This window comes from Pseudomonas sp. B40(2017) (assembly GCF_002112855.1).
In the GTDB taxonomy this organism is placed as follows: domain Bacteria; phylum Pseudomonadota; class Gammaproteobacteria; order Pseudomonadales; family Pseudomonadaceae; genus Aquipseudomonas; species Aquipseudomonas pharyngis.
This window is the reverse complement of the sequence record NZ_NEIT01000003.1, coordinates 476,872-503,093: the sequence shown is the minus strand read 5'-3', so window position 1 is coordinate 503,093 and position 26,222 is coordinate 476,872. Positions and strand designations below refer to the sequence as shown.

Sequence of the window (26,222 nt, the reverse complement as noted above, 5' to 3'; positions counted from 1 at the left end):
AATGGCTCTGCAACTGAGCTTTGCCGAAGCCAGCGCCACCGGTCCCCGCGCGGAAAACCAGGACGCCTTGCGCCTGGTGACCCCGGCCCCGGCGCTGGCCGCCAGCAAGGGTTTCCTGTTCGCCATCGCCGACGGCGTCAGCCAGTGCGCCGATGGTGGTCTGGCCGCGCGTTCGACCTTGCAGGCGCTGGCGCTGGACTACTACGCCACCCCGGAAACCTGGAGCGTGGCCCAGGCCCTCGATCGTCTGCTGCTCGCACAAAACCGCTGGTTGCAGGCCAACGGTGGCGGGCAGCCGCTACTTACCACGGTCAGCGCGCTGGTCCTGCGCGGCCGGCGATTTACCCTGGCGCACGTCGGCGATTGCCGGGTTTATCGCTGGCACGCCGAAACCTTGCAGCGAATCAGCGAGGATCACGTCTGGGATCAACCGGGCATGCAGCATGTGCTCAAGCGCGCACTGGGGCTGGATCAGCATCTGGTGCTGGACTTTCTCGACGGCGAACTGCGTGACGGCGAATGTTTCGTGCTGCTCAGTGACGGCGTGTGGGCCGCGCTTGGCGATACCGCCATCGCCGGGATTCTGCGCGATCAACCGGATCTGCACAGTGCCGCGCAAACGTTGGTCAACGCTGCGCATCTGGCCGGCAGTCAGGACAATGCCAGTGCGCTGTTGGTGCGGGTGGATGCGGTCGGCGAGGCCAGCCTTGGCGATGCGTTGATTCATTTGCAGCAATGGCCCCTGCCCCCGCCGCTGAAACCGGCTCAGGCCTTTGAAGGCTGGCGGGTTCAACAGGTTATAAGTCAGAGCCAGCAATCGCTGCTGTATCGCGTGCTCGATGGTCAGGGTCAGGCGTGGCTGTTGAAGACCTTGCCTGCACCACTGGCAGACGATGCCCAGGCCGGCCAGGCCTTGCTGGCGGAGGAATGGTTTCTCAAACGCGTCGCCGGGCGGCATTTCCCTGAAGTCCATAGCGCCGGTCAGCGTCAGCATTTGTACTACGTGATGCGTGAATATTCGGGAACCACCCTGGCGCAGTTGTTCGAACAAAGCGGCCCGCTGCCACTGGCCCAGTGGCAGGGTTTGGCCGAGCGCCTGCTGCGGGCCGTCGGCCTGCTGCATCGACGGCAGATCCTGCACCGCGACATCAAACCGGAGAACCTGCACCTGGGGGACGACGGCGAGTTGCGCCTGCTGGATTTCGGTCTGGCGTATTGCCCCGGTCTGTCGCAGGACGCACCGTCGACCTTGCCCGGAACCCCGAGCTACATCGCACCGGAAGCCTTTCAAGGCGCGGCGCCCAGCACACACCAGGATTTGTATGCAGTGGGCGTGACCTTGTATTTCCTGCTCACCGGGCATTTTCCCTATGGCGAGATAGAAGCCTTCCAGCGCCCGAGTTTCGGGGTGCCGGTGAGTGCCGGTCGCTATCGCCCGGATCTGCCGGAATGGCTGGCGCAGTGCCTGGAGCGCGGTGTGGCGGCCGATCCTTTGCAACGCTATGAAACCGCCGAGGAATGGCTGCTGATTCTGGAGCAAGGTGAACGCCGCAGCCTGAGTGTGCGCCCTCGCCCCTTGCTGGAGCGTGAGCCGCTGAAGGTCTGGCGGACACTGGCGTTACTGTCACTGCTGGGCAATCTGGTGCTGCTGTTTCTGTTGTTTCATGGCTGATGCGGCGCTCCATTAACGGGCGTGCCGCTTCCATTCAGTGCAAAAACCACAACGAACATCTGGCCAATTCCAGCATTACCCCAGTGAATTCGCGGCCCGCCGCGACTTGGCACAACCACTGCATTAACGTTTTCAACTGACATAAAGCCCGACCTTCAACGACGAAGGCCAGGCTTCCCGAGAGAACGGGACAAGGACAAAGGCGTCCTCGCTAGGTAACTGGCGGGACGCCTTTTTTGTTTGCGCCATTTTTGTCGAGCAAGGCCTGACTGCCCACAAGAGGCAAGCCCGATGCTCCCGGAGAACCTGATGAAAAAACTCAAACTGGTGATGATCGGCAATGGCATGGCCGGGGTTCGTACCCTGGAAGAACTGCTCAAGCTGAGCAACGAGCTGTACGACATCACGGTCTTCGGCGCCGAACCGCACACCAACTACAACCGCATCCTGCTGTCGCCGGTATTGGCCGGCGAGCAGACCTTCGAAGAGATCGTGCTCAACGACCTCGACTGGTACCTGGAAAACAACATCAAGTTACTGCTCAACCGCAAAGTGGTAGAGATCGACCGGGTCAAACGCCGGGTGATCGCCGAAGACGGCACCGAGGCCGAATACGATCGCCTGCTGATCGCCACCGGCTCGACCCCGTTCATCCTGCCGATCCCCGGCAACACCCTGCAGGGCGTGATCGGTTACCGCGACATCGCCGACACCCAGGCGATGATTGACACCGCAAAAACCCACAAGCACGCCGTGGTGATCGGCGGCGGCCTGCTCGGCCTCGAAGCCGCCAACGGCCTGATGCTGCGCGGCATGCACGTCACCGTGGTGCACCTCGGTGAATGGCTGCTGGAGCGGCAACTGGACAAGACCAGCGGCCAGCTCCTGCAAACCGCCCTCGAGGCCCGTGGCCTGCACTTTCGCCTGTGCGAACAGACCCAGGCCCTGCACGACGTCGGCAACGGTCGCGTCGGCTCGGTGCAATTCAAGAACGGCGACATCATCCCCGCCGATCTGGTGGTCATGGCCGCCGGCATTCGCCCCAACACCGAACTCGCGGAAAAGGCCGGCATCCCGTGCAATCGCGGGATTCTGGTCAACGACACCCTGCAAACCTACGACCCGCGCATCTATGCCATCGGTGAGTGCGCCAACCACCGTGGCATCGCCTACGGCCTGGTGGCGCCGCTGTTCGAACAGGCCAAGGTCTGCGCCAACCACCTGGCCCAACTGGGCTTCGCCCGTTATCAGGGCTCGGTGACGTCGACCAAATTGAAGGTCACCGGCATCGACCTGTTTTCCGCCGGCGACTTCATGGGCGGCGAAGGCACCGAGACCATCACCCTCTCCGACCCGATCGGCGGGGTGTACAAAAAACTGGTGATCAAGGATGACGTGCTGGTCGGCGCCTGTCTGTACGGCGATACGGCAGATGGCGGTTGGTATTTCCGGCAGATTCGTGAGAATCACGCCATTGGCGAGATCCGCGATCACTTGATGTTTGGCGAAAACGCCTTGGGCGATGTAGGACATCAAGGCCAGGACAAAGCCATGAGCATGGCCGACAACGCCGAAGTCTGCGGCTGCAACGGCGTGTGCAAGGGCACCATCGTCAAGGCGATTCAGGAACATGGCCTGTTCAGCGTCGACGAAGTGAAGAAACACACCAAGGCCGCCAGCTCCTGCGGTTCCTGCGCCGGGCTGGTCGAGCAGATCCTGATCAACACCGTCGGCGGTGCGGCGGACGTCAAACCGAAAAGCGAAAAAGCCATCTGCGGCTGCAGCGATCTCAATCATGGCCAGATTCGCCAGGCCATTCGCGAACAACATCTGCTGACCATCGCCGGCACCATGAACTACCTCAACTGGCGCACCCCGAACGGCTGCGCCACCTGCCGTCCGGCCCTCAACTATTACCTGATTTCCACCTGGCCCGGCGAAGCCAAGGACGATCCGCAGTCGCGCCTGATCAACGAGCGGGCCCACGCCAACATCCAGAAGGACGGCACCTACTCGGTGGTGCCGCGGATGTGGGGCGGCGTGACCAACCCGTCGGAACTGCGGCGGATCGCCGACGTGGCGGACAAGTATCAGGTGCCAATGGTCAAGGTCACCGGCGGCCAGCGCATCGACCTTTTGGGAATCAAGAAACAGGACCTGCCCGGTGTATGGAAAGACCTCGACATGCCGTCCGGCCACGCCTACGGCAAATCGATCCGCACCGTGAAAACCTGCGTCGGCAGCGAGTTCTGCCGCTTCGGCACGCAGAATTCGACCCAGTTGGGCATCGACCTCGAACATGACCTGTTCAACATGTGGTCGCCGCACAAAGTGAAGCTGGCGGTCTCCGGATGCCCACGCAACTGTTCGGAAGCGGGGATCAAGGACGTAGGCATCATCGGCGTCGATTCCGGCTGGGAGATGTACATCGGCGGCAACGGCGGGATCAAGACCGAAGTCGCCGAGTTCTTCGTCAAGCTCAAGACCGCCGAGGAAGTGCGCGAATACAACGGCGCGTTCCTGCAGCTGTACCGCGAAGAAGCCTTCTACCTCGAACGCACCGTGCACTACCTGCAACGGGTCGGCATGGAGCACATCAAGAAGGCCGTGCTGGAAGATCCCGAACGCCGCAAGGCCCTGAACGAACGCCTGCAATTCTCCCTGTCGTTCGAACAGGACCCGTGGAAAGAGCGCCTCGCGCAGCCGCAACTGAAGAAAGAATTCGACGTGATCCCCGTGAAAAACCTGGAGGTGCCGGCATGAACTGGCTCGATATCTGTGCCCTGGAAGAGATCAACGCCCTCGGTTCGCGGATCATCGCCGGGCCCAAAGGTGACATTGCGATCTTTCGTACAAGCGACGACGAAGTTTTCGCACTCGATGACCGCTGTCCGCACAAGGGCGGCCCGTTGTCCCAAGGACTGATCTACGGCAAACGTGTCGCCTGCCCGCTGCATAACTGGCAGATCGACCTGCAATCCGGCGAAGCCCAGGCCCCGGATGTCGGCTGCGCGCACCATCACCCGGCCCGAGTGGAAAACGGCCGCGTGCAACTGGCCCTGCGGGACGCCGTCTGATGAACCGCCAGACGACCGCCTCGACCTGCTGTTATTGCGGGGTCGGCTGCGGCGTGCTGATCGAGCATGACGGCGAGCGCATCCTCGGCGTCAGCGGTGATCCGGCGCATCCGGCCAACTTCGGCAAACTGTGCAGCAAAGGCTCGACCCTGCACCTGACCGGCGACTTGGCGGCACGGGCGTTGTACCCGGAACTGCGCCTGGGCAAAGGCCTGGCGCGCAGCCGTTGCGACTGGGACACCGCACTGGATCACGCCACCCAGGTCTTCGCCGAAACCATCGCCGAACACGGCCCGGACAGCGTGGCGTTCTATATCTCCGGGCAGTTGCTGACCGAGGATTACTATGCCTTCAACAAACTGGCGCGGGCGCTGGTCGGCACCAATAACATCGACAGCAATTCGCGGCTGTGCATGTCTTCGGCGGTGGTCGGCTACAAGCGCAGCCTCGGCGCCGACGCACCGCCGTGCAGCTATGAAGACCTGGAGTTGAGCGATTGCGTGGTGATCGTCGGCAGTAACATGGCCTACGCCCACCCGGTACTTTTTCGCCGTCTCGAAGAAGCCAAATCCCACCGCCCGCAGATGAAAGTCGTCGTTATTGATCCACGGCGCACCGACACCTGCGATCTGGCGGACCTGCACCTGGCGATTCTGCCGGGCACCGATGTCGCGTTGTTCCATGGGATTTTGCATCTGCTGTTGTGGGAAGACTGGATCGACCGCGACTTCATCAAAGCCCACACCGAAGGCCTCGCCGAGCTGAAAAGCCTGGTGCGTGATTACACGCCGGCGATGGTTTCGCAGTTGTGCGGGATCAGTGTCGAGCAGTTGCAGCAATGCGCCGAATGGATCGGCACATCACCAAGCTTTCTGTCGCTGTGGTGCATGGGCCTGAACCAGTCCACCGCCGGTAGCGCGAAAAACAGCGCGCTGATCAATCTGCACCTGGCCACCGGGCAAATCGGCCGGCCGGGTGCAGGACCTTTCTCCCTGACCGGTCAGCCAAACGCCATGGGCGGACGGGAAACCGGCAGCCTTTCCAATCTGTTGCCCGGTCACCGTGAAGTCGCCAATCCGGAGCATCGCGCTGAAGTGGCGGCGTATTGGGGTGTGGATAAGCTGCCGGAAAACACCGGTCTCAGTGCCATCGAACTGTTTGAACAGGTGCGCAACGGCAAGATCAAGGCGTTGTGGATTGCCTGCACCAACCCCGCGCAATCGATGCCGGACCAGAACGCCGTGCGCGCCGCGCTGGAGGCTTGTCCGTTCGTGGTGTTGCAGGAGGCGTTTCGCACCACCGAAACCGCAGCGTTTGCCGATCTGCTGCTGCCGGCGGCCAGTTGGGGCGAGAAGGAAGGTTCGGTGACCAACTCCGAGCGACGGATTTCCCACGTCCGCCAGGCCATTGCCGCACCGGGTGAAGCACGACCGGACTGGGCGATCACCGTAGATTTCGCACAACGCCTGGAGAAGCGTCTGCGCCCGCAGCAGCCGGGGCTGTTTGCGTTCGAACAACCGGCGCAGCTGTTTGACGAGTACAAACAACTGACCCGTGGCCGCGATCTGGATTTGTCCGGGATCAGCCATCGGTTGATTGATGAGCTGGGGCCACAGCAATGGCCCTTCCCCGCTGGCGCCCGCCAAGGTACAGCCCGGCTGTATGGCGACGGTATCTTTCCTACGCTGAACGGGCGCGCACAGTTCGTTGCCGATCCCTATCGCGCCGCCAAAGAACAACGCGACGCGCGCTTTCCACTGACCCTGATCACTGGCCGCCTGCGTGATCAATGGCACGGTATGAGCCGCACCGGCACGGCGGCGCAGTTATTCGGTCATGTCAGCGAAGCAGTGTTGAGTCTGCATCCGGACGAATTGCGCCGTCACCGCTTGCAGCCTGGGGATCTGGTGAATCTGAAAAGTCGTCGAGGCTCAGTGATCGTGGCGGTCGCCAGCGATGACAGCGTGCGTCCGGGCCAGGCGTTCCTGCCGATGCACTGGGGCGATCGTTTCCTCAAGGGCGGCGTGAACAGCCTGACCCTACCCGCCTTCGATCCTTTGTCGAAACAACCGGAACTCAAGCACAGCGGTGTGCGGCTGGAAACGGTGGACTTGCCATGGCAACTGTTCGCACTGATCGAGGGCGATGTTCAACGGCATTTCGAGGCGCTTCGACCGCTCTGCGAGGCGTTTTCCTACGCAAGTCTCAGCCTTGTCGGACGTGAACGGCCTGCGCTGCTGATACGCGCAGCCAGCGTCGTGGCGCCAGAACCGCAATTGCTGCGTGAAATCGACCAGTGCCTGGCTCTGATCGAGGGGCCGGTACTGGCTTATGACGATCCTCGCCGCGCCATTGGCAAACGGGTACGCATCGAAAACGGGCGAATCACCGCGATCCGCCTTGCCGGTGAAACCCTCGCCCAGCATTGGTTGCAAGGTCTGTGGCTCGAAGGCCGCGCCGACGAACAACTGCGGCGCTGGCTGCTGGCACCGATGAGTGCGCCGCCGGGCAATGCAGGTGCGCAGGTTGTGGCGGACAAAACCTTGTGCAACTGCAAGAACGTCAGCCACAGCGCGGTTTGCGCCGGTATTCGTGAAGGTCTGGATCTGCAGGGTTTGAAAAATACATTGGGGTGCGGCACGCAATGCGGTTCCTGCGTCCCGGAAATCAAGCGCTTGCTGGCCGCCGAAGTGCGTCCGGTCGCCGTCATCTGAAGAGGAAAACACCATGAACGCGAAAGTCTGGCTGGTGGGCGCGGGTCCCGGTGATCCTGAATTGCTGACGCTCAAAGCGGTGCGGGCCTTGCGCGAAGCCGAGGTGGTGCTGATCGACGATCTGGTCAATGAGGCGGTACTTGAACACTGCCCTGCTGCGCGGATCATTGCCGTCGGTAAACGCGGCGGCTGTCGTTCGACGCCTCAGGCGTTCATCCATCGGCTGATGTTGCGTTACGCCCGTCAGGGCAAATGCGTGGTGCGGCTCAAAGGCGGCGATCCGTGCATTTTCGGGCGCGGGGGTGAGGAAGCGCAGTGGTTGCGTGAGCGCGGGGTCGAGGTGGAGCTGGTCAATGGCATCACCGCCGGACTGGCCGGCGCGACCCAGTGTGATATCCCGCTGACGTTGCGCGGCGTGGCCCGGGGTGTGACGCTGGTCACGGCCCACACTCAGGACGACAGCCAGTTGAACTGGCGGGCCTTGGCGCAGGGCGGCACGACGCTGGTGATTTACATGGGGGTGGCGAAGCTCGGCGAGATTCGCGAGCAACTGCTGGCGGGCGGTATGGCGGCGGATACACCAGTGGCGATGATCGAGAATGCCTCGTTGCCAGAACAACGCGAATGCCGCAGTGATCTGACAGGGATGGAGGACGATGCCCTTGGTTTCCAGCTCAGGAGTCCTGCGATTCTGGTCATAGGCGCCGTCGCAGCGGCTGCGACCCAGATGGATTCGATTGGCTGGGCAGCCGACCGATTGGCCTGACAATCCCCGGTTTCACCAAATCGCAGGCAAAGAAAAGCCCGGCCTAAGCCGGGCTTTTCTCGTAGCGGCAGCTAATTACTTAGCTTGAGCTTCAACCTGCGCTTCTACGCGACGGTTAACAGCGCGGCCAGCTTCAGTTTTGTTGTCAGCAACTGGGCGGGATTCGCCGTAGCCGATCGACTGAACGCGGGACGATTCAACACCGTACTGGTTGGTCAGAACTTGCTTAACGGCGTTTGCACGACGCTCGGACAGTTTCTGGTTGTAAGCGTCAGGACCGACGGAGTCAGTGTGACCTTCAACAGTAGTGGTGGTGGATGGGTACTGCTTCATGAAGTCAGCCAGGTTTTTGATGTCGCCGTAGCTGTTTGGCTTAACAACCGACTTGTCGAAGTCGAACTTCACGTCCAGCTCAACACGAACAACTTCAGCAACTGCAGGGCAGCCATCAGCGTCAACAGTTACGTTGGCTGGGGTGTCCGGGCACTTGTCAACGTTGTCGCAAACGCCGTCGTTGTCGCTGTCGGAGCAGACTTCAGCTGGTGCTGGAACTGGAGCAGCAGCTGGCTTGGAGCCGCCACCGAAGTTCACACCGATACCGACGCTAGGAGCCCACTCGGTGTCGCCCTGGTCGATGTTGTACTGAGCTTCAACGCCAGCACGGGCGTAGAAGTTGTCGGTGAAGTACAGCTTGGCACCAGCGCCCAGGTTGGCGAAGGTGGAACGGTTACGACCGTTCGAACCGTTCTGGTCGATGCTCTGGTCAGAGAAACCGGCCGAAACGTATGGACGCAGCATGTCGCCTGGGTTGTTGAAGTGGTACAGAGCGTCCAGAGCGGTGTTGGCGCCCTTGACGTTCTTGCCATCGTCGGCACGCACGTTGTGCACTTCGTCGTAGCCCAGACGCAGTTCAACGTCGTCGGTCAGGAAGTAACCGATCGAACCGCCGAACAGGTTGCCGTTGTTCTTGAAGTTACGAGCGCTGTCGAATTGTTCTTTCTTTGCGAAGCCTTCGATTTCAACTGCGCCTTGGCCTTGTGCCAGAGCGCCGAAAGAAGTGGCGGCAATCAAAGAACCAATGGCCAAGCCCAAGGTGTTTTTCAGTTTCATCCGTTAAATCCCCATCTGGTGATTGTGAAGCAGTCCCGCAAACCGGGGGACAACTCGGCGGCAAGTCTATCAGAACTTGCCTACACGTAAGAGATATTTGCGCCGAACTAAGTTTCAGCAATGCCTGCAAATTTCTCACGCAATTTATCAAGAGCGCGTTTGTAACGCATTTTTGTCGCACTCAAACCCATGTGCATGATGTCTGCGATCTCCTGAAACTCCAGCTCTGCGACAAATCGTAGCACCAGAATTTCCCGGTCAATCGGGTTCACATACACCAGCCAGCGATCCAGTCCGCCCTTCTCCTCTGGTTTCGGCGCCTTTTCTTCGGACGCTTCCTCGAGGGGGTCAAGACTCAGTGCGTCCATCAAGCGACGCTTTCGCCGTTCCTTCCGATACTGTGTGATGCATTCGTTGTAGGTGATGCTGTATAGCCATGTCTTGAACTTCGATTTCCCCTCGAAGTTCTTCAGGCCATACAGCACCTTCAACATCACTTCCTGACAGACATCGTCTGCATCGCGATCGTTCCCAAGATATCGTGCGCACACGTTAAATAATGTCCGCTGGTAACGCCGCATCAGTTCTTCGTAGGCGCGCGTCACGTGAAAAAGCTCGGTATGCGAGCGCGCGACCAACTCCTCATCAGAGAGCTCGCGGGGATCGTAGCGCGTGGATAGCGTTTGGGCTTTATTCAAAACAAGTCGTGCCGACAGTCAGGTCAATGTCCACCGCAGCCAGCGACAGCTGGCATTTTGCGGCGGCATACATTAGCAGGGTTTGCCGGGTTAGCGGCTACTCACATGCTGTTCCAGCAGGATCCGATTGGAGAGAGAGACTAGCTCACCCTCATCGGTCAGCAATGTGGTCTTAACCGTGCCGATCTCTTCGATCTGGCCTTCGACCTCGCCAATACGCACTTGTTGCCCAACCTGATACAACTCACGCACATAGATTCCCGCAAGAATCTGACCGGCAATTTCCCGGCTTCCCAAACCCATGGCCAGCGCAACCGCCAGACCAACGGTAATCAATACGATGACGATCACATGGTTCAGCAGGTCGGTCTTGACCTCCAACTGACTGATTGCGACCGAAATGCTGATGATGATCACGAGGCCCTGGGCAATTCGCCCAAGTCCTGAAGCGTAGTCCAGGCCTACGCCTTCTGCCGCCCCGCGAACCAGGCCATTGGCCAATTGTGCAAGCAGGACACCCACCAGCAACACCAGCGCGGCACCGAATACTTTCGGCAAATACAGCGCCAGCATGTCAAGCGTAGCTGAAACTCGCTCAAGTCCAAGGGATTCTGCTGCCGAAACCAGAAAAATCAGCAGAACGAACCAGTAAACGATTTTGCCGATCAACGTGGAGATCGGCACTTGCAGCCCCGCGCGGGACATCAATTTGGTCAGGCCGGTGCCGCCCATCAGGCGATCAAGCCCCAGTTTGGCCAGCAACTTGGACAGCAAGGTATCCAGCAGCTTGGCCACAACGAAACCCAACAGCAGCACAACCAGTGCGCCGAACAGGTTAGGAATGAAGTTAGCGACTTTGGTCCACAACGCAGTCATTGCAGTGACGAGGCTCTGAGTCCAGAGATCAAGTTCCATATTCAATCAGCCTTATCAGCAGTGCGAGCGGTAGGTTTACGGAGACGGGACACCGGCGCGACATGGGCCGAGCCGTTATTCAGGGCGATCATCAGCGCGGGCAGCCAGCGGCCCAGCAGGCTGAACAGATCGCCGGCGCCAACCTGGCGGTTGGCGGTTTTGAGCACGCGACCCAGGCAGGCATCGTCGTCGCGGCTGGACGGCGAAGCGTTGAGCATGTCGCGCAAAGACTGTTCAAACGGATCGTGCATACGCACCTCTCGTGATGTCTGTGAAAGACGCGGGCAAATTTGGTCGGGTCACATGGCGCATCTTCATACCCAGCGCAAACGGCGGAACAACCACCACTGGCCGAACGCCAGGGCGAGCACCGTCAGGCAGGCGATAAGGAAGCCATAAGGGCTGCTGGCGAAGGGTATTCCGCCAACGTTTATGCCCAACAGACCGGTAATAAAACTCATCGGCAAGAAGATGCAGGTGATGATGCCGAAACGATACATCGTGCGATTCATGTGCACGCTCAAGCGCCGGTCTTCGGCCTCCAGCACCAGCCCCACGCGCTCTCGGGTCAATTCGAGCTCTTCAAGATAACGGGTCAGGCTGTTGTTCAATTCGTTCCAGTAATCGGCATCGTCATCGACGAACCACGGCAGTTTTATCCGCGTCAGCTGTCCGAAAATATCCCGCTGCGGTGCCAGAAAACGCTTCAGCCCGGCAGCCCGGCGACGGATGTGCAAAATGGCGCCATGCTCGGGGGTATACCGTTCGTCGGCATCCAGTTTTTCTTCCTCTTCATCGACCACTTCGGAGAGGCAAGTCACCAGATCCTGCACCTTGTTGGTGAGGAATTGCGCCAGATACAGCATCAACTCGGACGAGGTTTTCGGCCCCTTGCCCTCGGCGAGCATCGCCAGTAACTCGTCAGTGGCGCGCAATGGACGCAAACGCAGGGAAATCACTCGCTGGGCCGAAGCAAAGATCCGCACCGACACCATGTCTTCCGGCTCGGCACCCGGGTTCAGATTGACCCCGCGCAAAAACAGCAGCAGCTCGGAGTCCGGCAGCGGCAACAGGCGTGGGCGAGTGTTTTCTTCCAGCAGCAAATCGCAGGTGAACTCGTTGAGCCCACTGGATTTACGCAGCCAGGTCTGGGTCTGCGGGTGACTGCGATCCCAATGCAGCCACAAGCTTTCATGAGCCTGCAGCCGCAGATCGTCGAGATCAGTCCGGGCTATCGAACGCGCACCGCCTTTACCATCCAGCACCAGGGCATGCACCAGCCCCCATTGCGCGTTTTCTTCCTCGAACATCCTCACCCCTGTGGTTACCGCGATTTATTCAGGCATTTTCAGCGGGCTTGGCGAGATGATCACGCCATTGTTGTCCGCATAGATGTACTGGCCGGGATGGAAGGTCACACCCGCGAAGGTCACCGGCACGTTGAGGTCGCCGAGACCGCGTTTTTCAGTCTTTTTCGGATGGCTGGCCAGGGCCTGAACGCCGAGATCGGTCTGGGCGATGACGTCCACATCACGGATGCAACCGTAGATCACCAGCCCTTCCCAACCGTTTTTCGCGGCTTTCTCGGCGATCATGTCGCCCAGCAGCGCGCAGCGCAGGGAACCACCACCATCGACCACCAGCACCTTGCCGTTGCCCTTGAGTTCGGCTTGTTCCTTGACCAGCGAGTTGTCTTCGAAGCACTTGATGGTCACGATCTCGCCACCGAACGAATCACGGCCGCCGAAATTGCTGAACATCGGTTCCAGCACCTGAACCAGCTCCGGATAGGCGTCGCACAGGTCAGGCGTAAGGTAATGGTTCATCGAAAAACTCCTGTAACAAGGAAGACGAGCAAGAATGTCGCACTCTTTTGAAACGAGTCCCAACGGTCGCTGTTTACCTTAGCCCATGTCATGGTCGCTGAACGAACCTGAACACAGGCTGAAACGTAATAGCGAAACAGTCACTAAATATGACCAGAACCGTCCAATGCGTCATATCTTAGCCGCAAGCCGACGCGAACGAAATGCCCTTTTCAGGGCGCCGCGTTCAGACCGCTGCCGCCAGATCCGGCTTCTCGCCAAGCAATGGCGTGTGCTGATCTGCCAGCCAGCGCGCCACCAGCGGCCAGACCTCGGCCTGTGCCGCTTTGCTGACCAGCATCTCGACATGCCCGAACTGATCGTTGAAACCCTGCTCACGGCCCAGGTTGATGAACTGCTTGTGCTCGGAGCCAATCTGTTCGAACAGTTTCCTGCAGGCCCAGGCAGGATCCTGATGATCCCCCGCCGCGCTTACCGCCAGCACTGGGACCTGCACGTCGGCAAGACCTGCCCACCAATCCTTGTCCTTGTCGCCGAAACGCCCGAACAGTCCGTACCAGCGCATGCTTTCCAGCGCCAGGCCGATCGGCTCGTCCTCGGGGCCGCGCTTGAGTCGCGAGCCGGACAACTGGGCAAAACGCTTGAGAATGAAGCGCCCACTCCACTCCACCGGCGGAATCTTCAGCGGCCAGTACGTGCGGCTGACCTGCGTGCCGAAAAACGCCGCCGACGCCACCGCCGGTTCACCGAGGTATTCGCCGCCCAGCGCGGCCGCCAACGTGATGCCACCCAGCGAGTGACCGATCCAGTGCGGAATCTGCCCGCTCTGCTCACGGACGAACGCGGCAATCGCCGGCAGATCGTAACGGGCATAGTCGGCGACGCGGTTGCGGCGGTAGTCCTCGTTGCGCTGGGACAGACCGTGACCGCGCATTTCCGGGATCCACACATCGAAACCCAGACGCGTCAGATACGCGCCCAGGCCCAGGCCCTTCGGCGAGAACCAGAAGCGCCGATTGGAAAAACTGCCGTGCAGCAAGATCACTGGCACGCCGCGCGACGCCGGCTCATCGGCCAAGCCGAGGCGGGTCACCGCGATTTCCACGGACCAGTCAGGGCTGTTGCCCGGTTTCAAACGATAAACGTCTTCGCTCAGATCACCGCGTCGCTCGGCGCTGATCAGGGCGACAGGAAATAGGTTGCTGCTGCTTTGCATAATGCTCTTGCACAAAAAAGGGCGGCATCCGGAGAGCTCGCCCTACTTCAATCTTAAAGCCCCGACCCGGTTCAACGGGCCGGGGCTTCATTCACGGCTTATTCCGCCGCCTGGCCTTCGGCAAGGAAGAACCAGGTTTCCAGCACGGTGTCCGGGTTCAGCGACACGCTTTCGATGCCCTGCTCCATCAGCCACTTGGCCAGGTCCGGGTGGTCCGAAGGACCCTGACCGCAGATGCCAATGTATTTGCCGGCCTTGTTGCACGCGGCAATCGCGTTGGCCAACAGCTTCTTGACCGCCGGATTACGCTCGTCGAACAGGTGCGCGATGATCCCGGAGTCACGGTCCAGGCCCAGCGTCAGCTGGGTCAGGTCGTTGGAGCCGATCGAGAAACCGTCGAAGAATTCGAGGAATTCTTCAGCCAGGATCGCGTTGGATGGCAGTTCGCACATCATGATCACGCGCAGGCCGTTGTCGCCACGCTTGAGGCCATTCTCGGCCAGCAGATCGACCACCTGGCTGGCTTCGCCGAGGGTACGGACGAACGGCACCATGATTTCGACGTTGGTCAGGCCCATCTCGTTGCGCACGCGCTTCAGCGCACGGCACTCGAGTTCGAAGCAGTCACGGAACGATTCGCTGATGTAACGCGAAGCGCCACGGAAGCCCAGCATCGGGTTTTCTTCTTCCGGCTCGTACAGTTTGCCGCCGATCAGGTTGGCGTATTCGTTGGACTTGAAGTCCGACAGACGCACGATGACTTTCTTCGGAGCGAACGCAGCGGCCAAGGTGCTGATGCCCTCAACCAGTTTCTCGACATAGAAGCCGACCGGATCGTCGTAACCGGCGATGCGCTTGTCGACGCTTTCCTTGATGTCCTGCGGCAGGCCGTCGTAGTTCAACAGCGCTTTCGGGTGCACGCCGATCATGCGGTTGATGATGAATTCCAGACGGGCCAGGCCCACACCGGCGTTCGGCAGCTGCGCGAAGTCGAAGGCGCGGTCCGGGTTGCCGACGTTCATCATGATCTTGAACGGCAGCTCCGGCATGGCGTCGACGGAGTTCTTCTTGATGTCGAAACCCAGTTCGCCTTCGAAGATGTAACCGGTGTCGCCTTCGGCGCAGGACACGGTCACGCCCTGGCCGTCCTTCAGCAGTTGGGTGGCGTTGCCGCAACCGACGACCGCAGGGATACCCAGCTCACGGGCGATGATCGCCGCGTGGCAGGTACGGCCGCCACGGTTGGTGACGATGGCGCTGGCGCGCTTCATCACCGGCTCCCAGTCCGGGTCGGTCATGTCGGAGACCAGCACGTCGCCGGGCTGGACCTTGTCCATCTCGGACACGTCCTTGATGATCCGCACCTTGCCGGCGCCGATGCGCTGGCCGATGGCACGGCCTTCCACGAGCACGGTGCCGGTTTCCTTCAGCAGGTAACGTTCCATGACGTTGGCCTGGGTGCGGCTCTTCACGGTTTCGGGACGGGCCTGCACGATGTACAGCTTGCCGTCGTCACCGTCCTTGGCCCACTCGATGTCCATCGGGCAGCCATAGTGCTTCTCGATGATCATCGCCTGCTTGGCCAGCTCGCTGACTTCAGCGTCGGTCAGGCAGAAACGCGCGCGGTCGGCCTTGTCGACATCAACGGTTTTCACGGAACGACCGGCCTTGGCCTCGTCGCCGTAGATCATCTTGATGGCCTTGCTGCCCAGGTTGCGCCGCAGGATCGCCGGGCGACCGGCTTCCAGGGTGCCCTTGTGGACATAGAATTCGTCCGGGTTCACCGCGCCTTGTACAACGGTTTCGCCCAAACCGTAGGCGCCGGTGATGAACACCACGTCACGGAAGCCGGATTCGGTATCGAGGGTGAACATCACGCCGGCGGTGCCGGTTTCCGAACGCACCATGCGCTGCACGCCCGCCGACAGGGCGACCAGCTTGTGGTCGAAGCCCTGGTGCACGCGGTAGGAAATGGCACGGTCGTTGAACAGGGAAGCGAACACTTCCTTGGCCGCGCGAATGACGTTTTCCACGCCACGGATGTTCAGGAAGGTTTCCTGCTGACCGGCGAACGAAGCGTCCGGCAGGTCTTCGGCGGTGGCGGAGGAACGCACGGCCACGGCCACGTCAGGATTACCGGCCGACAACGCGGCGAACGCGGTGCGGATCTCGGTGTTCAGTTTTTCAGGGAATTCGGCTTCCATGATCCATTGGCGGATCTGGGCGCCGGTCTTGGCCAGGGCATTGACGTCATCGACGTCCAGCGCATCGAGGGCCTTGTGGATCTGATCGTTCAGACCGCTCAGTTCCAGGAAGTCGCGATAGGCTTGCGCCGTGGTGGCGAAGCCGCCGGGGACCGAAACACCGGCACCGGCCAGGTTACTGATCATCTCGCCCAGGGATGCGTTCTTGCCCCCCACATGCTCAACATCGTGTTTGCCGAGCTTATCGAGGGAAACTACGTACTCTACCAAGGTGATCTCTCCACTAACTGTGTTGGAAAAGCTCAGAAACCGGCGGCTCGGGGGAGCGTTGGCCGGCTGTATGGCCTGGACCTGGAAAATAAGTGAGAATGCGGGCCAATGGCGGCCGACAAATCGCGCCTATCATATCCAGAAATGCTCATTAGCTTAAGGCCCAAGGTGCAAATGAAACGATCTGCTTTCTTTATCTCCGATGGCACCGGCATCACCGCCGAAACCCTGGGTCAAAGCCTTCTGGCGCAGTTCGAAAACATTACCTTCAGCAAATTCACGCGCCCCTACATCGACAGCGTTGAAAAAGCGCGGGCCATGGTACAACAAATCAACAAAGCCGCTGAAACCGACGGTTTCCGGCCGATCATCTTCGACACCATCGTCAATCAGGACATCCGTGAGATTCTCGCAACCTCCAATGGTTTCATGATCGACATTTTCTCGACGTTCCTCGCCCCGCTCGAACAGGAACTGACCGAGCATTCTTCCTACACCGTCGGCAAATCCCACTCCATCGGTCACAACTCCAATTACATGGAGCGCATCGAAGCGGTGAACTTCGCTCTGGACAACGACGACGGCGCCCGCACCCACTATTACGACAAGGCCGACCTGATACTAGTGGGCGTGTCGCGTTGTGGTAAGACGCCGACGTGTCTGTACATGGCGATGCAGTTCGGAATCCGTGCAGCCAACTATCCGTTGACCGAGGACGACATGGAACGCCTGCAACTGCCGGCCGCCCTGCGCGCCCACCAGCACAAGCTGTTCGGCCTGACCATCGACCCGGACCGCCTCACCGCGATCCGCAACGAACGCAAGCCCAACAGCCGTTATTCGAGCTACGCCCAGTGCGAGTTCGAAGTGCGCGAGGTGGAAAACCTGTTCCGCCGTGAGAACATCCCGAACATCAACTCCACGCATTTTTCGGTGGAAGAAATTTCCGCGAAGATCCTCGTGGAGAAAGGCGTGGAGCGGCGCTTCAAATAGCTCTGCGGTGTCTGATCTGACGCCTTCGCGGGCAAGCCCGGCTCCCACAGGTGTCGTGGCGTTTGCAATAATTGCATCCGATACAAAACCCTGTGGGAGCGTGGCTTGCCCGCGAAGAACGATAACGCGGTCCCTCAGATAACCAGCAAATCGACAAACCGGTTCACCGGCGTGGCCTCGAGCCGCGCCTGATCCTTGCACAGCGCAAGAATCTCCCCGCTGCGCTGCCCGGTGAAACGGGTGGCCAGGTTCGCCCTGAACTTGTCCTCCAGCAATGGAATGCCCTCGGCGCGACGCCGGCGATGGCCGATCGGGTATTCCACCACCACATTTTCCGTGCTCGAACCGTCCTTGAAAAACACCTGCACCGCGTTGGCAATCGAGCGTTTGTCGGCCTCCAGGTATTCGCGGGTGAAGCGCGGGTCCTCGACGATGACCATTTTCTCGCGCAGCACATCGATGACCGGATGGGCCTTATGGAAATCGTCTTCGTACTGCTCGGCCACCAGATTGCCGAACGCCAGCGGCACGGCGGTCATGTACTGGAGGCAGTGATCGCGATCGGCGGCGTTGGCCAGCGGCCCGACCTTGGAAATGATGCGAATCGCCGACTCATGCGTGGTGATGACAATCCGGTCGATCTCATGCAGACGATTGCGCACCTGCGGATGCAGGGTCACAGCGGCTTCGCAGGCGGTCTGCGCGTGGAACTCGGCGGGGAAGCTGATCTTGAACAGCACGTTTTCCATCACGTAACTGCCGAACGGCCGGGAGAAGCTGAAGGCGCGTTTGTCTTCAGGCTTGAGCGCCAGATCGTTGTTGGTGTGGCTGAACAGAACGTCGTAAAAGCCCCACTGCTTGGCACTCAAGACGCCGGGAATGCCCATTTCGCCGCGCATCGCGATATCTGCCAGCCGCACACCCCGGCTCGACGCATCCCCCGCCGCCCAGGATTTTCGCGAACCGGCGTTCGGCGCATGGCGGTAAGTGCGCAACGCCTGACCGTCGGCAAACGCGTGGGACAGCGCCGATAACAGCTGCTCGCGGTTGGCGCCCATCAGTTTGGCGGTTACGGCAGTCGAGGCCACTTTCACCAGAATGACGTGATCGAGGCCTACACGATTGAAGGAGTTTTCCAGCGCGATCACGCCTTGAATCTCGTGGGCCATGATCATGGCTTCGAGTACATCATGCATGGTCAGCGGCGCTTCGCCGTTCGCCAGGCGCTGTTGCGACAGGTGATCGGCCACCGCGAGGATCCCGCCGAGGTTGTCCGACGGATGGCCCCATTCAGCGGCGAGCCAAGTGTCGTTGTAATCGAGCCAGCGCACGATGCAGCCGATGTCCCACGCGGCTTTCACCGGGTCGAGGCGATAGGAGGTGCCAGGGACCCGCGCGCCGAACGGCACGATGGAGCCTTCAACAATCGGGCCGAGGTGCTTGGTGCACTCGGGGAAACGCAGGGCCAGCAGGCCGCAGCCCAGGGTGTCCATCAGGCAGTTGCGGGCGGTGTCGAGGGCTTCGGTGGATTCGATTTTGCAGGTGAGGACGTAATCGGCGATGTCCTGCAGGACACGGTCGTAGTCGGGGCGGTTGTTCAGGTCGACGTTGGCGCTCATGTTCGATTCACTCTTGAAAGTGGTTCGTTGATGGGACCTCGGTTCAGGGCTAATTTTCTTCTTATTGAAATGCAGACAACTGTGGGAGCGAGCCTGCTCGCGATTGCGGTTTATCAGCCGACATCAATACTGAATGTCAGTCCGTCATCGCGAGCAGGCTCGCTCCCACATGTGCTCGGTGTCGGGATCAGAAAGAGCCTCCAGGCACGCGGACGTAACCTTCCATCAGGACCCGCGCACTACGGCTCATGATCGCTTTCTTCACGACCCACTCACCTTTTTCCAGACTCGCCTCAGCCCCGACTCGCAACGTCCCGGAAGGATGCCCGAACCGCACCGCATTGCGCTCAACACCACCCGCCGCCAGATTCACCAAAGTGCCGGAGATAGCTGCTGCGGTGCCGATCGCCACCGCCGCCGTCCCCATCATCGCGTGGTGCAGCTTGCCCATCGACAACGCCCGCACCAGCAAATCCACATCCCCGGCGCCAATGGCTTTGCCACTCGATGCCACGTAATCCGCAGGCTTGGCAACAAACGCCACCTTCGGCGTGTGCTGACGCTTGGCCGCTTCATCCAGACTGGAAATCAGCCCCATGCGCAAAGCACCGTAGGCACGAATCGTCTCAAACATCTGCAACGCTTTCGGATCGCTGTTGATCGCGCCCTGCAGTTCGGTGCCGGTGTAGCCGATGTCTTCGGCGTTGACGAAGATCGTCGGGATACCCGCGTTGATCATGGTCGCCTTGAACGTGCCGACACCCGGCACTTCCAGCTCATCGACCAAGTTGCCGGTAGGAAACATCGAGCCACCGCCGCCCTCTTCTTCCGCCGCCGGATCCATGAATTCGACCTGGACTTCGGCGGCCGGAAAGGTCACGCCGTCGAGTTCGAAATCACCGGTTTCCTGAACTTCGCCATTGGTGATCGGCACGTGGGCAATGATGGTCTTGCCGATGTTGGCCTGCCACACGCGAACCACCGCCACGCCGTTGTGCGGAATGCGGCTGGCGTCCACCAGACCGTTGCTGATGGCGAACGAACCGACCGCCGCCGACAGGTTGCCGCAGTTGCCGCTCCAATCCACGAACGGCTTGTCGATGGACACCTGACCGAACAGGTAATCGACGTCGTGATCGGCCTTGATGCTTTTCGACAGAATCACGGTTTTGCTGGTGCTGGACGTTGCGCCGCCCATGCCGTCGATCTGCTTGTCGTACGGGTCGGGGCTGCCGATGACCCGCAGCAGCAGCGCATCGCGGGCCGGGCCGGGAATCTGCGCGGCTTCGGGCAGATCCTTGAGGCTGAAAAACACGCCTTTGCTGGTGCCGCCACGCATGTAGGTGGCGGGGATTCTGATTTGCGGTGCGTGAGCCATGGTGCTCCTTATCAGCAAACGCGGATCAACCGACCCGCGTTCGCACTACTTGGTTTAAACGGCAACCGCCGACTCTTCGAGGAAGTCCTGGGCAAAGCGCTGCAACACGCCGCCGGCCTCGTAGATCGACACTTCTTCAGCGGTATCCAGACGGCAGGTCACCGGCACATCAACGCGTTCGCCGTTCTTGCGATGGATCACCAGCGTCAGGTCGGCACGCGGCGTGCGCTCGCCGATCACGTCGTAGGTTTCGCTGCCGTCGATACCCAGGGTCTTGCGGTCGGTGCCCGGTTTGAACTCCAGCGGCAACACGCCCATGCCCACCAGGTTGGTGCGGTGAATGCGCTCGAAACCTTCGGCGGCAATCGCTTCCACACCCGCCAGCCGCACGCCTTTGGCCGCCCAGTCGCGGGACGAACCCTGGCCGTAGTCGGCGCCGGCGATGATGATCAGCGGCTGCTTGCGTTCCATGTAGGTTTCGATTGCTTCCCACATGCGCATCACTTGGCCCTCCGGCTCGACACGAGCCAGCGAACCCTGCTTGACCTTGCCGTTTTCCACGACCATTTCGTTGAACAATTTCGGGTTGGCAAACGTCGCGCGCTGCGCGGTCAGGTGGTCGCCACGGTGGGTCGCGTAAGAGTTGAAGTCCTCTTCCGGCAGGCCCATTTTCGCCAGGTATTCGCCGGCGGCGCTGTCGAGCATGATCGCGTTCGACGGCGACAGGTGATCGGTGGTGATGTTGTCCGGCAATACCGCCAACGGACGCATGCCCTTGAGCGGCCGCGCCCCGGCCAGCGCGCCCTCCCAGTACGGCGGACGGCGGATGTAGGTGCTCATTTCGCGCCAGTCGTACAGCGGCGTGACTTTCGGGCCGGTGTCTTCATGAATGGCGAACATCGGGATGTAGACCTGACGAAACTGCTCGGGCTTGACCGAGGATTTCACCACCGCGTCGATTTCTTCGTCGCTCGGCCAGATGTCTTTCAGGCGGATTTCCTTGCCGTCGACCACGCCCAGCACATCTTTCTCGATATCAAAGCGGATGGTGCCGGCAATCGCGTAGGCCACCACCAGCGGCGGCGAAGCAAGGAAAGCCTGCTTGGCGTACGGGTGAATCCGCCCGTCGAAGTTACGGTTACCGGACAGCACAGCGGTGGCGTACAGATCGCGGTCGATGATCTCTTGCTGGATCACCGGATCCAGCGCGCCGGACATGCCGTTGCAGGTGGTGCAGGCAAACGCGACGACACCGAAACCGAGCTGCTCCAGCTCCGTGGTCAGCCCTGCTTCATCGAGGTACAGCGCCACGGTTTTCGAACCCGGTGCCAGCGACGATTTGACCCACGGCTTGCGGGTCAGCCCAAGCTTGTTGGCATTGCGCGCCAGCAGGCCGGCGGCGATCACGTTGCGCGGGTTGCTGGTGTTGGTGCAACTGGTGATCGCGGCGATGATCACCGCGCCGTCAGGCATTTGCCCCGGCACGTCCTCCCACTGGCCGGCGATGCCTTTGGCGGCCAGATCCGACACCGCCACGCGAGCGTGCGGGTTGCTCGGGCCGGCCATGTTGCGCACCACCGAAGACAGATCGAAGGTCAGGCCGCGCTCGTATTGCGCGCCTTTCAGGCTGTCGGCCCAGAGACCGATCTGCTTGGCGTATTGCTCGACAAGTTGCACTTGCTGGTCTTCGCGACCGGTGAGTTTCAGGTAATCGATGGTCTGCTGGTCGATGTAGAACATCGCCGCCGTGGCGCCGTATTCCGGGGCCATGTTGGAGATGGTCGCGCGGTCGCCGAGGGTCAGTGCCGAAGCACCTTCGCCGAAGAACTCCAGCCATGCGCCGACCACTTTCTGTTTGCGCAGGTATTCGGTCAGGGCCAGCACCATGTCGGTGGCGGTGATGCCCGGTTGCAGCTTGCCGGTCAGCTCGACGCCGACGCTTTCCGGCAGGCGCATCCACGATGCGCGGCCGAGCATCACGCTTTCAGCTTCGAGACCACCGACGCCGATGGCAATCACGCCCAGCGCATCGACGTGCGGGGTGTGGCTGTCGGTGCCGACGCAGGTATCCGGGAATGCCACGCCGTCGCGCACCTGAATCACCGGCGACATTTTCTCCAGGTTGATCTGGTGCATGATGCCGTTGCCCGGCGGGATCACGTCGACGTTCTTGAAGGCCTTCTTGGTCCAGTTGATGAAGTGGAAGCGGTCTTCGTTGCGCCGGTCTTCGATGGCGCGGTTCTTCTCGAAGGCCTGCTTGTCAAAGCCGCCCGCTTCCACCGCCAGCGAGTGGTCGACGATCAGTTGCGTCGGCACCACCGGGTTGACCTGCGCCGGGTCGCCGCCCTGCTGGGCAATCGCGTCGCGCAGGCCGGCCAGATCCACCAGTGCGGTCTGGCCAAGAATGTCGTGGCACACCACGCGGGCCGGGAACCACGGGAAGTCGAGGTCGCGTTTGCGCTCGATCAGTTGTTTCAGGGAATCGGTGAGCGTGGCCGGGTCGCAGCGACGCACGAGGTTTTCCGCCAGCACGCGAGAGGTGTACGGCAGGGTGTCGTAGCTGCCCGGCTGGATCGCATCGACAGCCGCACGGACGTCGAAAAAGTCCAGCGGCGTGCCAGGCAGGTTCTTGCGAAATTCTGTGTTCATCGGTCAGGACTCGGTCACGGTAGTTTCAAAGAGGGGGCGCCTGTGCCGGCGCCCTCCCCGGTCAGCGCTGTTCGATTGGCACGAACTTGCGCTGTTCGACGCCGGTGTACTCGGCGCTTGGACGGATGATGCGGTTGTTGGCGCGCTGTTCGAATACGTGCGCCGCCCAGCCGGTCAGGCGCGAGCAGACGAAGATCGGGGTGAACAGCTTGGTCGGGATGCCCATGAAGTGGTACGCCGAGGCATGGTAGAAGTCGGCGTTGGGGAACAGTTTTTTCTGCTCCCACATGGTCTTGTCGATGGCTTCGGAAACCGCGAACAACACCTTGTCGCCCACTTCGTCGGCGAGCTTTTTCGACCAGCCCTTGATCACCTCGTTGCGCGGATCGCTGTCCTTATAGATCGCGTGGCCGAAGCCCATGATCTTGTCCTTGCGCTCGAGCATGCCGAGGGTGCCCTTGATCGCCTCTTCCGGCGACGAGAAGCGCTCGATCATTTCCATCGCCGCTTCGTTGGCGCCACCGTGCAGCGGGCCGCGCAAGGAACCGATGGCCGCCGTGACGCAGGAATACAGATCGGACAGGGTCGAAGCGCACACCCGAGCGGTAAAGGTCGAGGCGTTGAATTCGTGCTCGGCGTAGAGGATCAGCGAAACGTTCATGACCTTGACGTGCAGTTCGCTCGGCTTCTTGTCGTGCAGCAGGTGCAGGAAGTGGCCGCTGATGGACTGCTCGTCCGTCACGCAATTGATGCGTTTGCCGTCGTGGCTGAAGCGATACCAGTAGCACATGATCGCCGGGAACGCTGCCAGCAGGCGGTCGGTCTTGTCGCGTTGCTCGGAGAAGTCTTTCTCCGGCTCGATGTTGCCCAGGAACGAGCAACCGGTGCGCATCACGTCCATCGGGTGGGCGTCGGCGGGGATGCGTTCCAGCACTTCTTTCAGCGCTTGCGGCAGGTCGCGCAGCTTGCTCAGCTTGCCTTGATAGTCGGCGAGTTGCGCCTTGGTCGGCAGCTCTCCGTAGAGCAGCAGGTACGCCACTTCTTCAAATTGTGCGTCGGCTGCCAGTTCGCGCACGTCGTAGCCGCGATAGGTCAGCCCGGCACCGGCCTGGCCCACGGTGGACAGTGCGGTTTGCCCGGCGACCTGGCCCCGGAGCCCGGCGCCACTGAGTACTTTTGCTTCGGCCATTGTTGTCTCCAATCTTGAATTTATTAGGGAGTACGGTTGCGGCTTACTTCTTCGCCGCAAACAACGCGTCGAGCTTCTGCTCGAAGGTGTGGTAATCGATGCGATCGTAGAGCTCCATGCGAGTCTGCATGGTGTCGATGACATTCTGCTGAGTGCCGTCGCGGCGGATCGCGGTGTAGACGTTTTCCGCAGCCTTGTTCATCGCGCGGAACGCCGACAGCGGGTACAGCACCAGCGACACGTCGGCGCCGGCCAGTTGCTCGGTGGTGTACAGCGGCGTCGAGCCGAATTCGGTGATGTTGGCCAGGATCGGCGCCTTCACGCGGCTGGCGAACAGTTTGTACATCTCCAGTTCCGTGATGGCTTCCGGGAAAATCATGTCGGCGCCGGCCTCGATGCACGCGGCGGCGCGATCCAGTGCCGATTCCAGGCCTTCAACGGCCAGCGCGTCGGTGCGCGCCATGATCACGAAGCTGTCATCGGTGCGGGCATCGACGGCAGCCTTGATGCGGTCGACCATTTCCTGCTGGGTCACGATCTCTTTATTAGGACGATGGCCGCAGCGTTTGGCGCCGACCTGGTCTTCGATATGAATCGCCGCCGCGCCGAACTTGATCATCGACTTGACGGTGCGGGCCACGTTGAACGCCGAGGCACCGAAACCGGTGTCCACGTCCACCAGCAGCGGCAGGTCGCAGACGTCGGTGATGCGGCGCACGTCGGTCAGCACGTCATCCAGGCCGGTGATGCCCAGGTCCGGCACGCCGAGGGAGCCGGCAGCCACCCCGCCACCCGACAGGTAGATCGCCTTGAAACCGGCGCGCTTGGCCAGCAGCGCGTGGTTGGCATTGATCGCCCCGACCACTTGCAGCGGATGTTCGCTGGCGACCGCATCGCGGAAACGCTGGCCTGGAGTGCTCTTGTTGGAACTCATGACTCACCTCGTTCAGTGGCTGTCTTATTGTCGGCGCCGTCCTGGTAGTGACGGGCGATGTTGCGTTTCGAGGCGCCGATGTGACGGCGCATCAACAATTCCGCGAGCTCGCCGTCACGGTCGGCGATGGCATCGAGTATCCGGTGGTGTTCGGCAAAGGCCTGGCGCGGGCGATTGGGCGTGGTGGAAAACTGGATGCGGTACATGCGCACCAGTTGATAGAGCTCGCCGCAGAGCATTTGCGTAAGGGTGCGGTTGCCGCTGCCCTGGATGATCCGGTAGTGAAAGTCGAAATCGCCTTCCTGCTGGTAGTAGCCGACGCCGGCCTGGAACGCTGCATCGCGTTCGTGGGTTTCCAGCACCCGGCGCAGTTCGTCGATTTCTTCGACGCTCATGCGTTCGGCCGCCAGACGGCAGGCCATGCCTTCGAGGGATTCGCGGATTTCGTAGAGTTCGAGCAATTCGGCGTGGCTCAGCGACACCACCCGCGCACCGACGTGCGGTACGCGCACCAACAGGCGCTGGCCTTCCAGACGATGGATCGCCTCGCGCAGCGGCCCGCGGCTGATGCCGTAGGTGCGCGCCAGTTCCGGCTCGGAGATCTTGCTGCCCGGGGCGATCTCGCCTTTGACGATGGCCGCCTGGATGCGTCGGAAGACGTTTTCCGAGAGCGTCTCGGAATCGTCGCCGCTGATCACCGGGGGATCGAGTTGATCCAGCATATTGTCGACACCTTAAAATCCAATGCGGCAAAAACTAGCGAATCAACCCGCATCAGTCAAAGGATAAATAGAGATTGTCGACAATCGTCTAATAAGACTGCGTGTCAGCCCCAAGGGTTATAGACCGGCCCCGGCGCTGGCGCCATAAAACCACCGTGCTAGAATGCCGCCCGCATTTGCGAGTCATTTGCACGGCTTGTCATAAAAAGCTGATAGGCACACGAAGGCGCATTGGCAGACGGGATTTCCTGATGCCATGGCCCTGAACCG

At 60.9% G+C, this 26,222-nt stretch carries 20 protein-coding genes; 6 read left to right on the top strand and 14 right to left on the bottom strand.

What is annotated here, in order from left to right; translation table 11 throughout:
• Position 1 precedes the first annotated feature (1 nt).
• The 5 genes from CAF76_RS09790 to cobA all read left to right on the top strand — a co-directional run bounded on the left by CAF76_RS09790 (position 2) and on the right by cobA (position 8,229).
• Positions 2 to 1,672, top strand: a complete 1,671-nt coding sequence (locus tag CAF76_RS09790) for a bifunctional protein-serine/threonine kinase/phosphatase (protein WP_085649402.1) — start codon at positions 2 to 4, stop codon at positions 1,670 to 1,672.
• Between the two features lie 309 nt (positions 1,673 to 1,981).
• Positions 1,982 to 4,435 carry a nitrite reductase large subunit NirB gene (nirB, locus tag CAF76_RS09785; RefSeq protein ID WP_085649407.1) on the top strand — a complete coding sequence of 818 codons (2,454 nt, stop codon included), beginning with the start codon at positions 1,982 to 1,984 and terminating at the stop codon, positions 4,433 to 4,435.
• A complete protein-coding gene (nirD, locus tag CAF76_RS09780; protein WP_007951992.1) occupies positions 4,432 to 4,749 on the top strand; it encodes a nitrite reductase small subunit NirD in 318 nt (105 codons plus the stop codon). Before nirB ends, nirD begins: the two co-directional genes overlap by 4 nt.
• Positions 4,749 to 7,463, top strand: a complete 2,715-nt coding sequence (locus CAF76_RS09775) for a nitrate reductase (RefSeq protein WP_085649401.1) — start codon at positions 4,749 to 4,751, stop codon at positions 7,461 to 7,463. Before nirD ends, CAF76_RS09775 begins: the two co-directional genes overlap by 1 nt.
• 13 nt (positions 7,464 to 7,476) lie before the next feature.
• A complete protein-coding gene (cobA, locus tag CAF76_RS09770) occupies positions 7,477 to 8,229 on the top strand; it encodes a uroporphyrinogen-III C-methyltransferase (protein ID WP_085649400.1) in 753 nt (250 codons plus the stop codon).
• A 75-nt stretch (positions 8,230 to 8,304) separates the two neighbouring features.
• Here the strand turns inward: cobA and CAF76_RS09765 are convergent, their stop codons facing one another.
• The 8 genes from CAF76_RS09765 to ppsA form a co-directional block, all read right to left on the bottom strand.
• Complete coding sequence (locus tag CAF76_RS09765) at positions 8,305 to 9,339, bottom strand: OmpA family protein (protein WP_011333252.1); 1,035 nt, start codon at positions 9,337 to 9,339, stop codon at positions 8,305 to 8,307.
• 107 nt (positions 9,340 to 9,446) lie between these two features.
• Entirely contained in the window at positions 9,447 to 10,037 is a 591-nt protein-coding gene (gene sigX, locus CAF76_RS09760; protein ID WP_011333251.1) for an RNA polymerase sigma factor SigX, read from the bottom strand.
• Positions 10,038 to 10,127: 90 nt separating this feature from the next.
• A complete protein-coding gene (locus CAF76_RS09755) occupies positions 10,128 to 10,952 on the bottom strand; it encodes a mechanosensitive ion channel domain-containing protein (RefSeq protein WP_007951987.1) in 825 nt (274 codons plus the stop codon).
• A gap of 2 nt (positions 10,953 to 10,954) precedes the next feature.
• The gene (locus CAF76_RS09750; RefSeq protein WP_007951986.1) at positions 10,955 to 11,203 is read right to left on the bottom strand and encodes a hypothetical protein; all 249 of its coding nucleotides are present in this window, start codon (positions 11,201 to 11,203) and stop codon (positions 10,955 to 10,957) included.
• 63 nt (positions 11,204 to 11,266) lie between these two features.
• A complete protein-coding gene (locus CAF76_RS09745) occupies positions 11,267 to 12,262 on the bottom strand; it encodes a zinc transporter ZntB (RefSeq protein ID WP_074687620.1) in 996 nt (331 codons plus the stop codon).
• Positions 12,263 to 12,286: 24 nt separating this feature from the next.
• Positions 12,287 to 12,778: a ribonuclease E activity regulator RraA gene (rraA, locus tag CAF76_RS09740; protein ID WP_011333248.1), complete on the bottom strand. Its 492-nt coding sequence runs from the start codon at positions 12,776 to 12,778 to the stop codon at positions 12,287 to 12,289.
• 226 nt (positions 12,779 to 13,004) lie between these two features.
• The gene (locus CAF76_RS09735) at positions 13,005 to 13,994 is read right to left on the bottom strand and encodes an alpha/beta fold hydrolase (RefSeq protein WP_085649399.1); all 990 of its coding nucleotides are present in this window, start codon (positions 13,992 to 13,994) and stop codon (positions 13,005 to 13,007) included.
• Positions 13,995 to 14,092: 98 nt separating this feature from the next.
• A complete protein-coding gene (ppsA, locus tag CAF76_RS09730; RefSeq protein WP_085649398.1) occupies positions 14,093 to 16,468 on the bottom strand; it encodes a phosphoenolpyruvate synthase in 2,376 nt (791 codons plus the stop codon).
• Between the two features lie 174 nt (positions 16,469 to 16,642).
• On the opposite strand from ppsA, the gene CAF76_RS09725 reads away from it, so the two are divergent.
• Positions 16,643 to 17,461 carry a pyruvate, water dikinase regulatory protein gene (locus CAF76_RS09725; protein ID WP_007951980.1) on the top strand — a complete coding sequence of 273 codons (819 nt, stop codon included), beginning with the start codon at positions 16,643 to 16,645 and terminating at the stop codon, positions 17,459 to 17,461.
• Positions 17,462 to 17,595: 134 nt separating this feature from the next.
• On the opposite strand, the gene prpD is transcribed toward CAF76_RS09725, so the two are convergent.
• The 6 genes from prpD to CAF76_RS09695 all read right to left on the bottom strand — a co-directional run bounded on the left by prpD (position 17,596) and on the right by CAF76_RS09695 (position 25,949).
• Positions 17,596 to 19,080 (bottom strand): 2-methylcitrate dehydratase, encoded by a 1,485-nt coding sequence (prpD, locus tag CAF76_RS09720; protein WP_085649397.1) that lies wholly within the window; start codon positions 19,078 to 19,080, stop codon positions 17,596 to 17,598.
• Positions 19,081 to 19,267: 187 nt separating this feature from the next.
• On the bottom strand, positions 19,268 to 20,458 hold the full coding sequence (prpF, locus tag CAF76_RS09715) for a 2-methylaconitate cis-trans isomerase PrpF (RefSeq protein WP_085649396.1): 1,191 nt from the start codon (positions 20,456 to 20,458) through the stop codon (positions 19,268 to 19,270).
• Positions 20,459 to 20,512: 54 nt separating this feature from the next.
• On the bottom strand, positions 20,513 to 23,107 hold the full coding sequence (gene acnD / locus CAF76_RS09710; RefSeq protein ID WP_085649395.1) for a Fe/S-dependent 2-methylisocitrate dehydratase AcnD: 2,595 nt from the start codon (positions 23,105 to 23,107) through the stop codon (positions 20,513 to 20,515).
• A gap of 61 nt (positions 23,108 to 23,168) precedes the next feature.
• On the bottom strand, positions 23,169 to 24,296 hold the full coding sequence (gene prpC, locus CAF76_RS09705; RefSeq protein WP_085649394.1) for a 2-methylcitrate synthase: 1,128 nt from the start codon (positions 24,294 to 24,296) through the stop codon (positions 23,169 to 23,171).
• Between the two features lie 43 nt (positions 24,297 to 24,339).
• A complete protein-coding gene (gene prpB / locus CAF76_RS09700) occupies positions 24,340 to 25,230 on the bottom strand; it encodes a methylisocitrate lyase (protein WP_007951973.1) in 891 nt (296 codons plus the stop codon).
• A complete protein-coding gene (locus tag CAF76_RS09695) occupies positions 25,227 to 25,949 on the bottom strand; it encodes a GntR family transcriptional regulator (RefSeq protein WP_169432611.1) in 723 nt (240 codons plus the stop codon). The genes prpB and CAF76_RS09695 overlap by 4 nt, the downstream gene beginning before the upstream one ends.
• Positions 25,950 to 26,222: the final 273 nt, after the last annotated feature.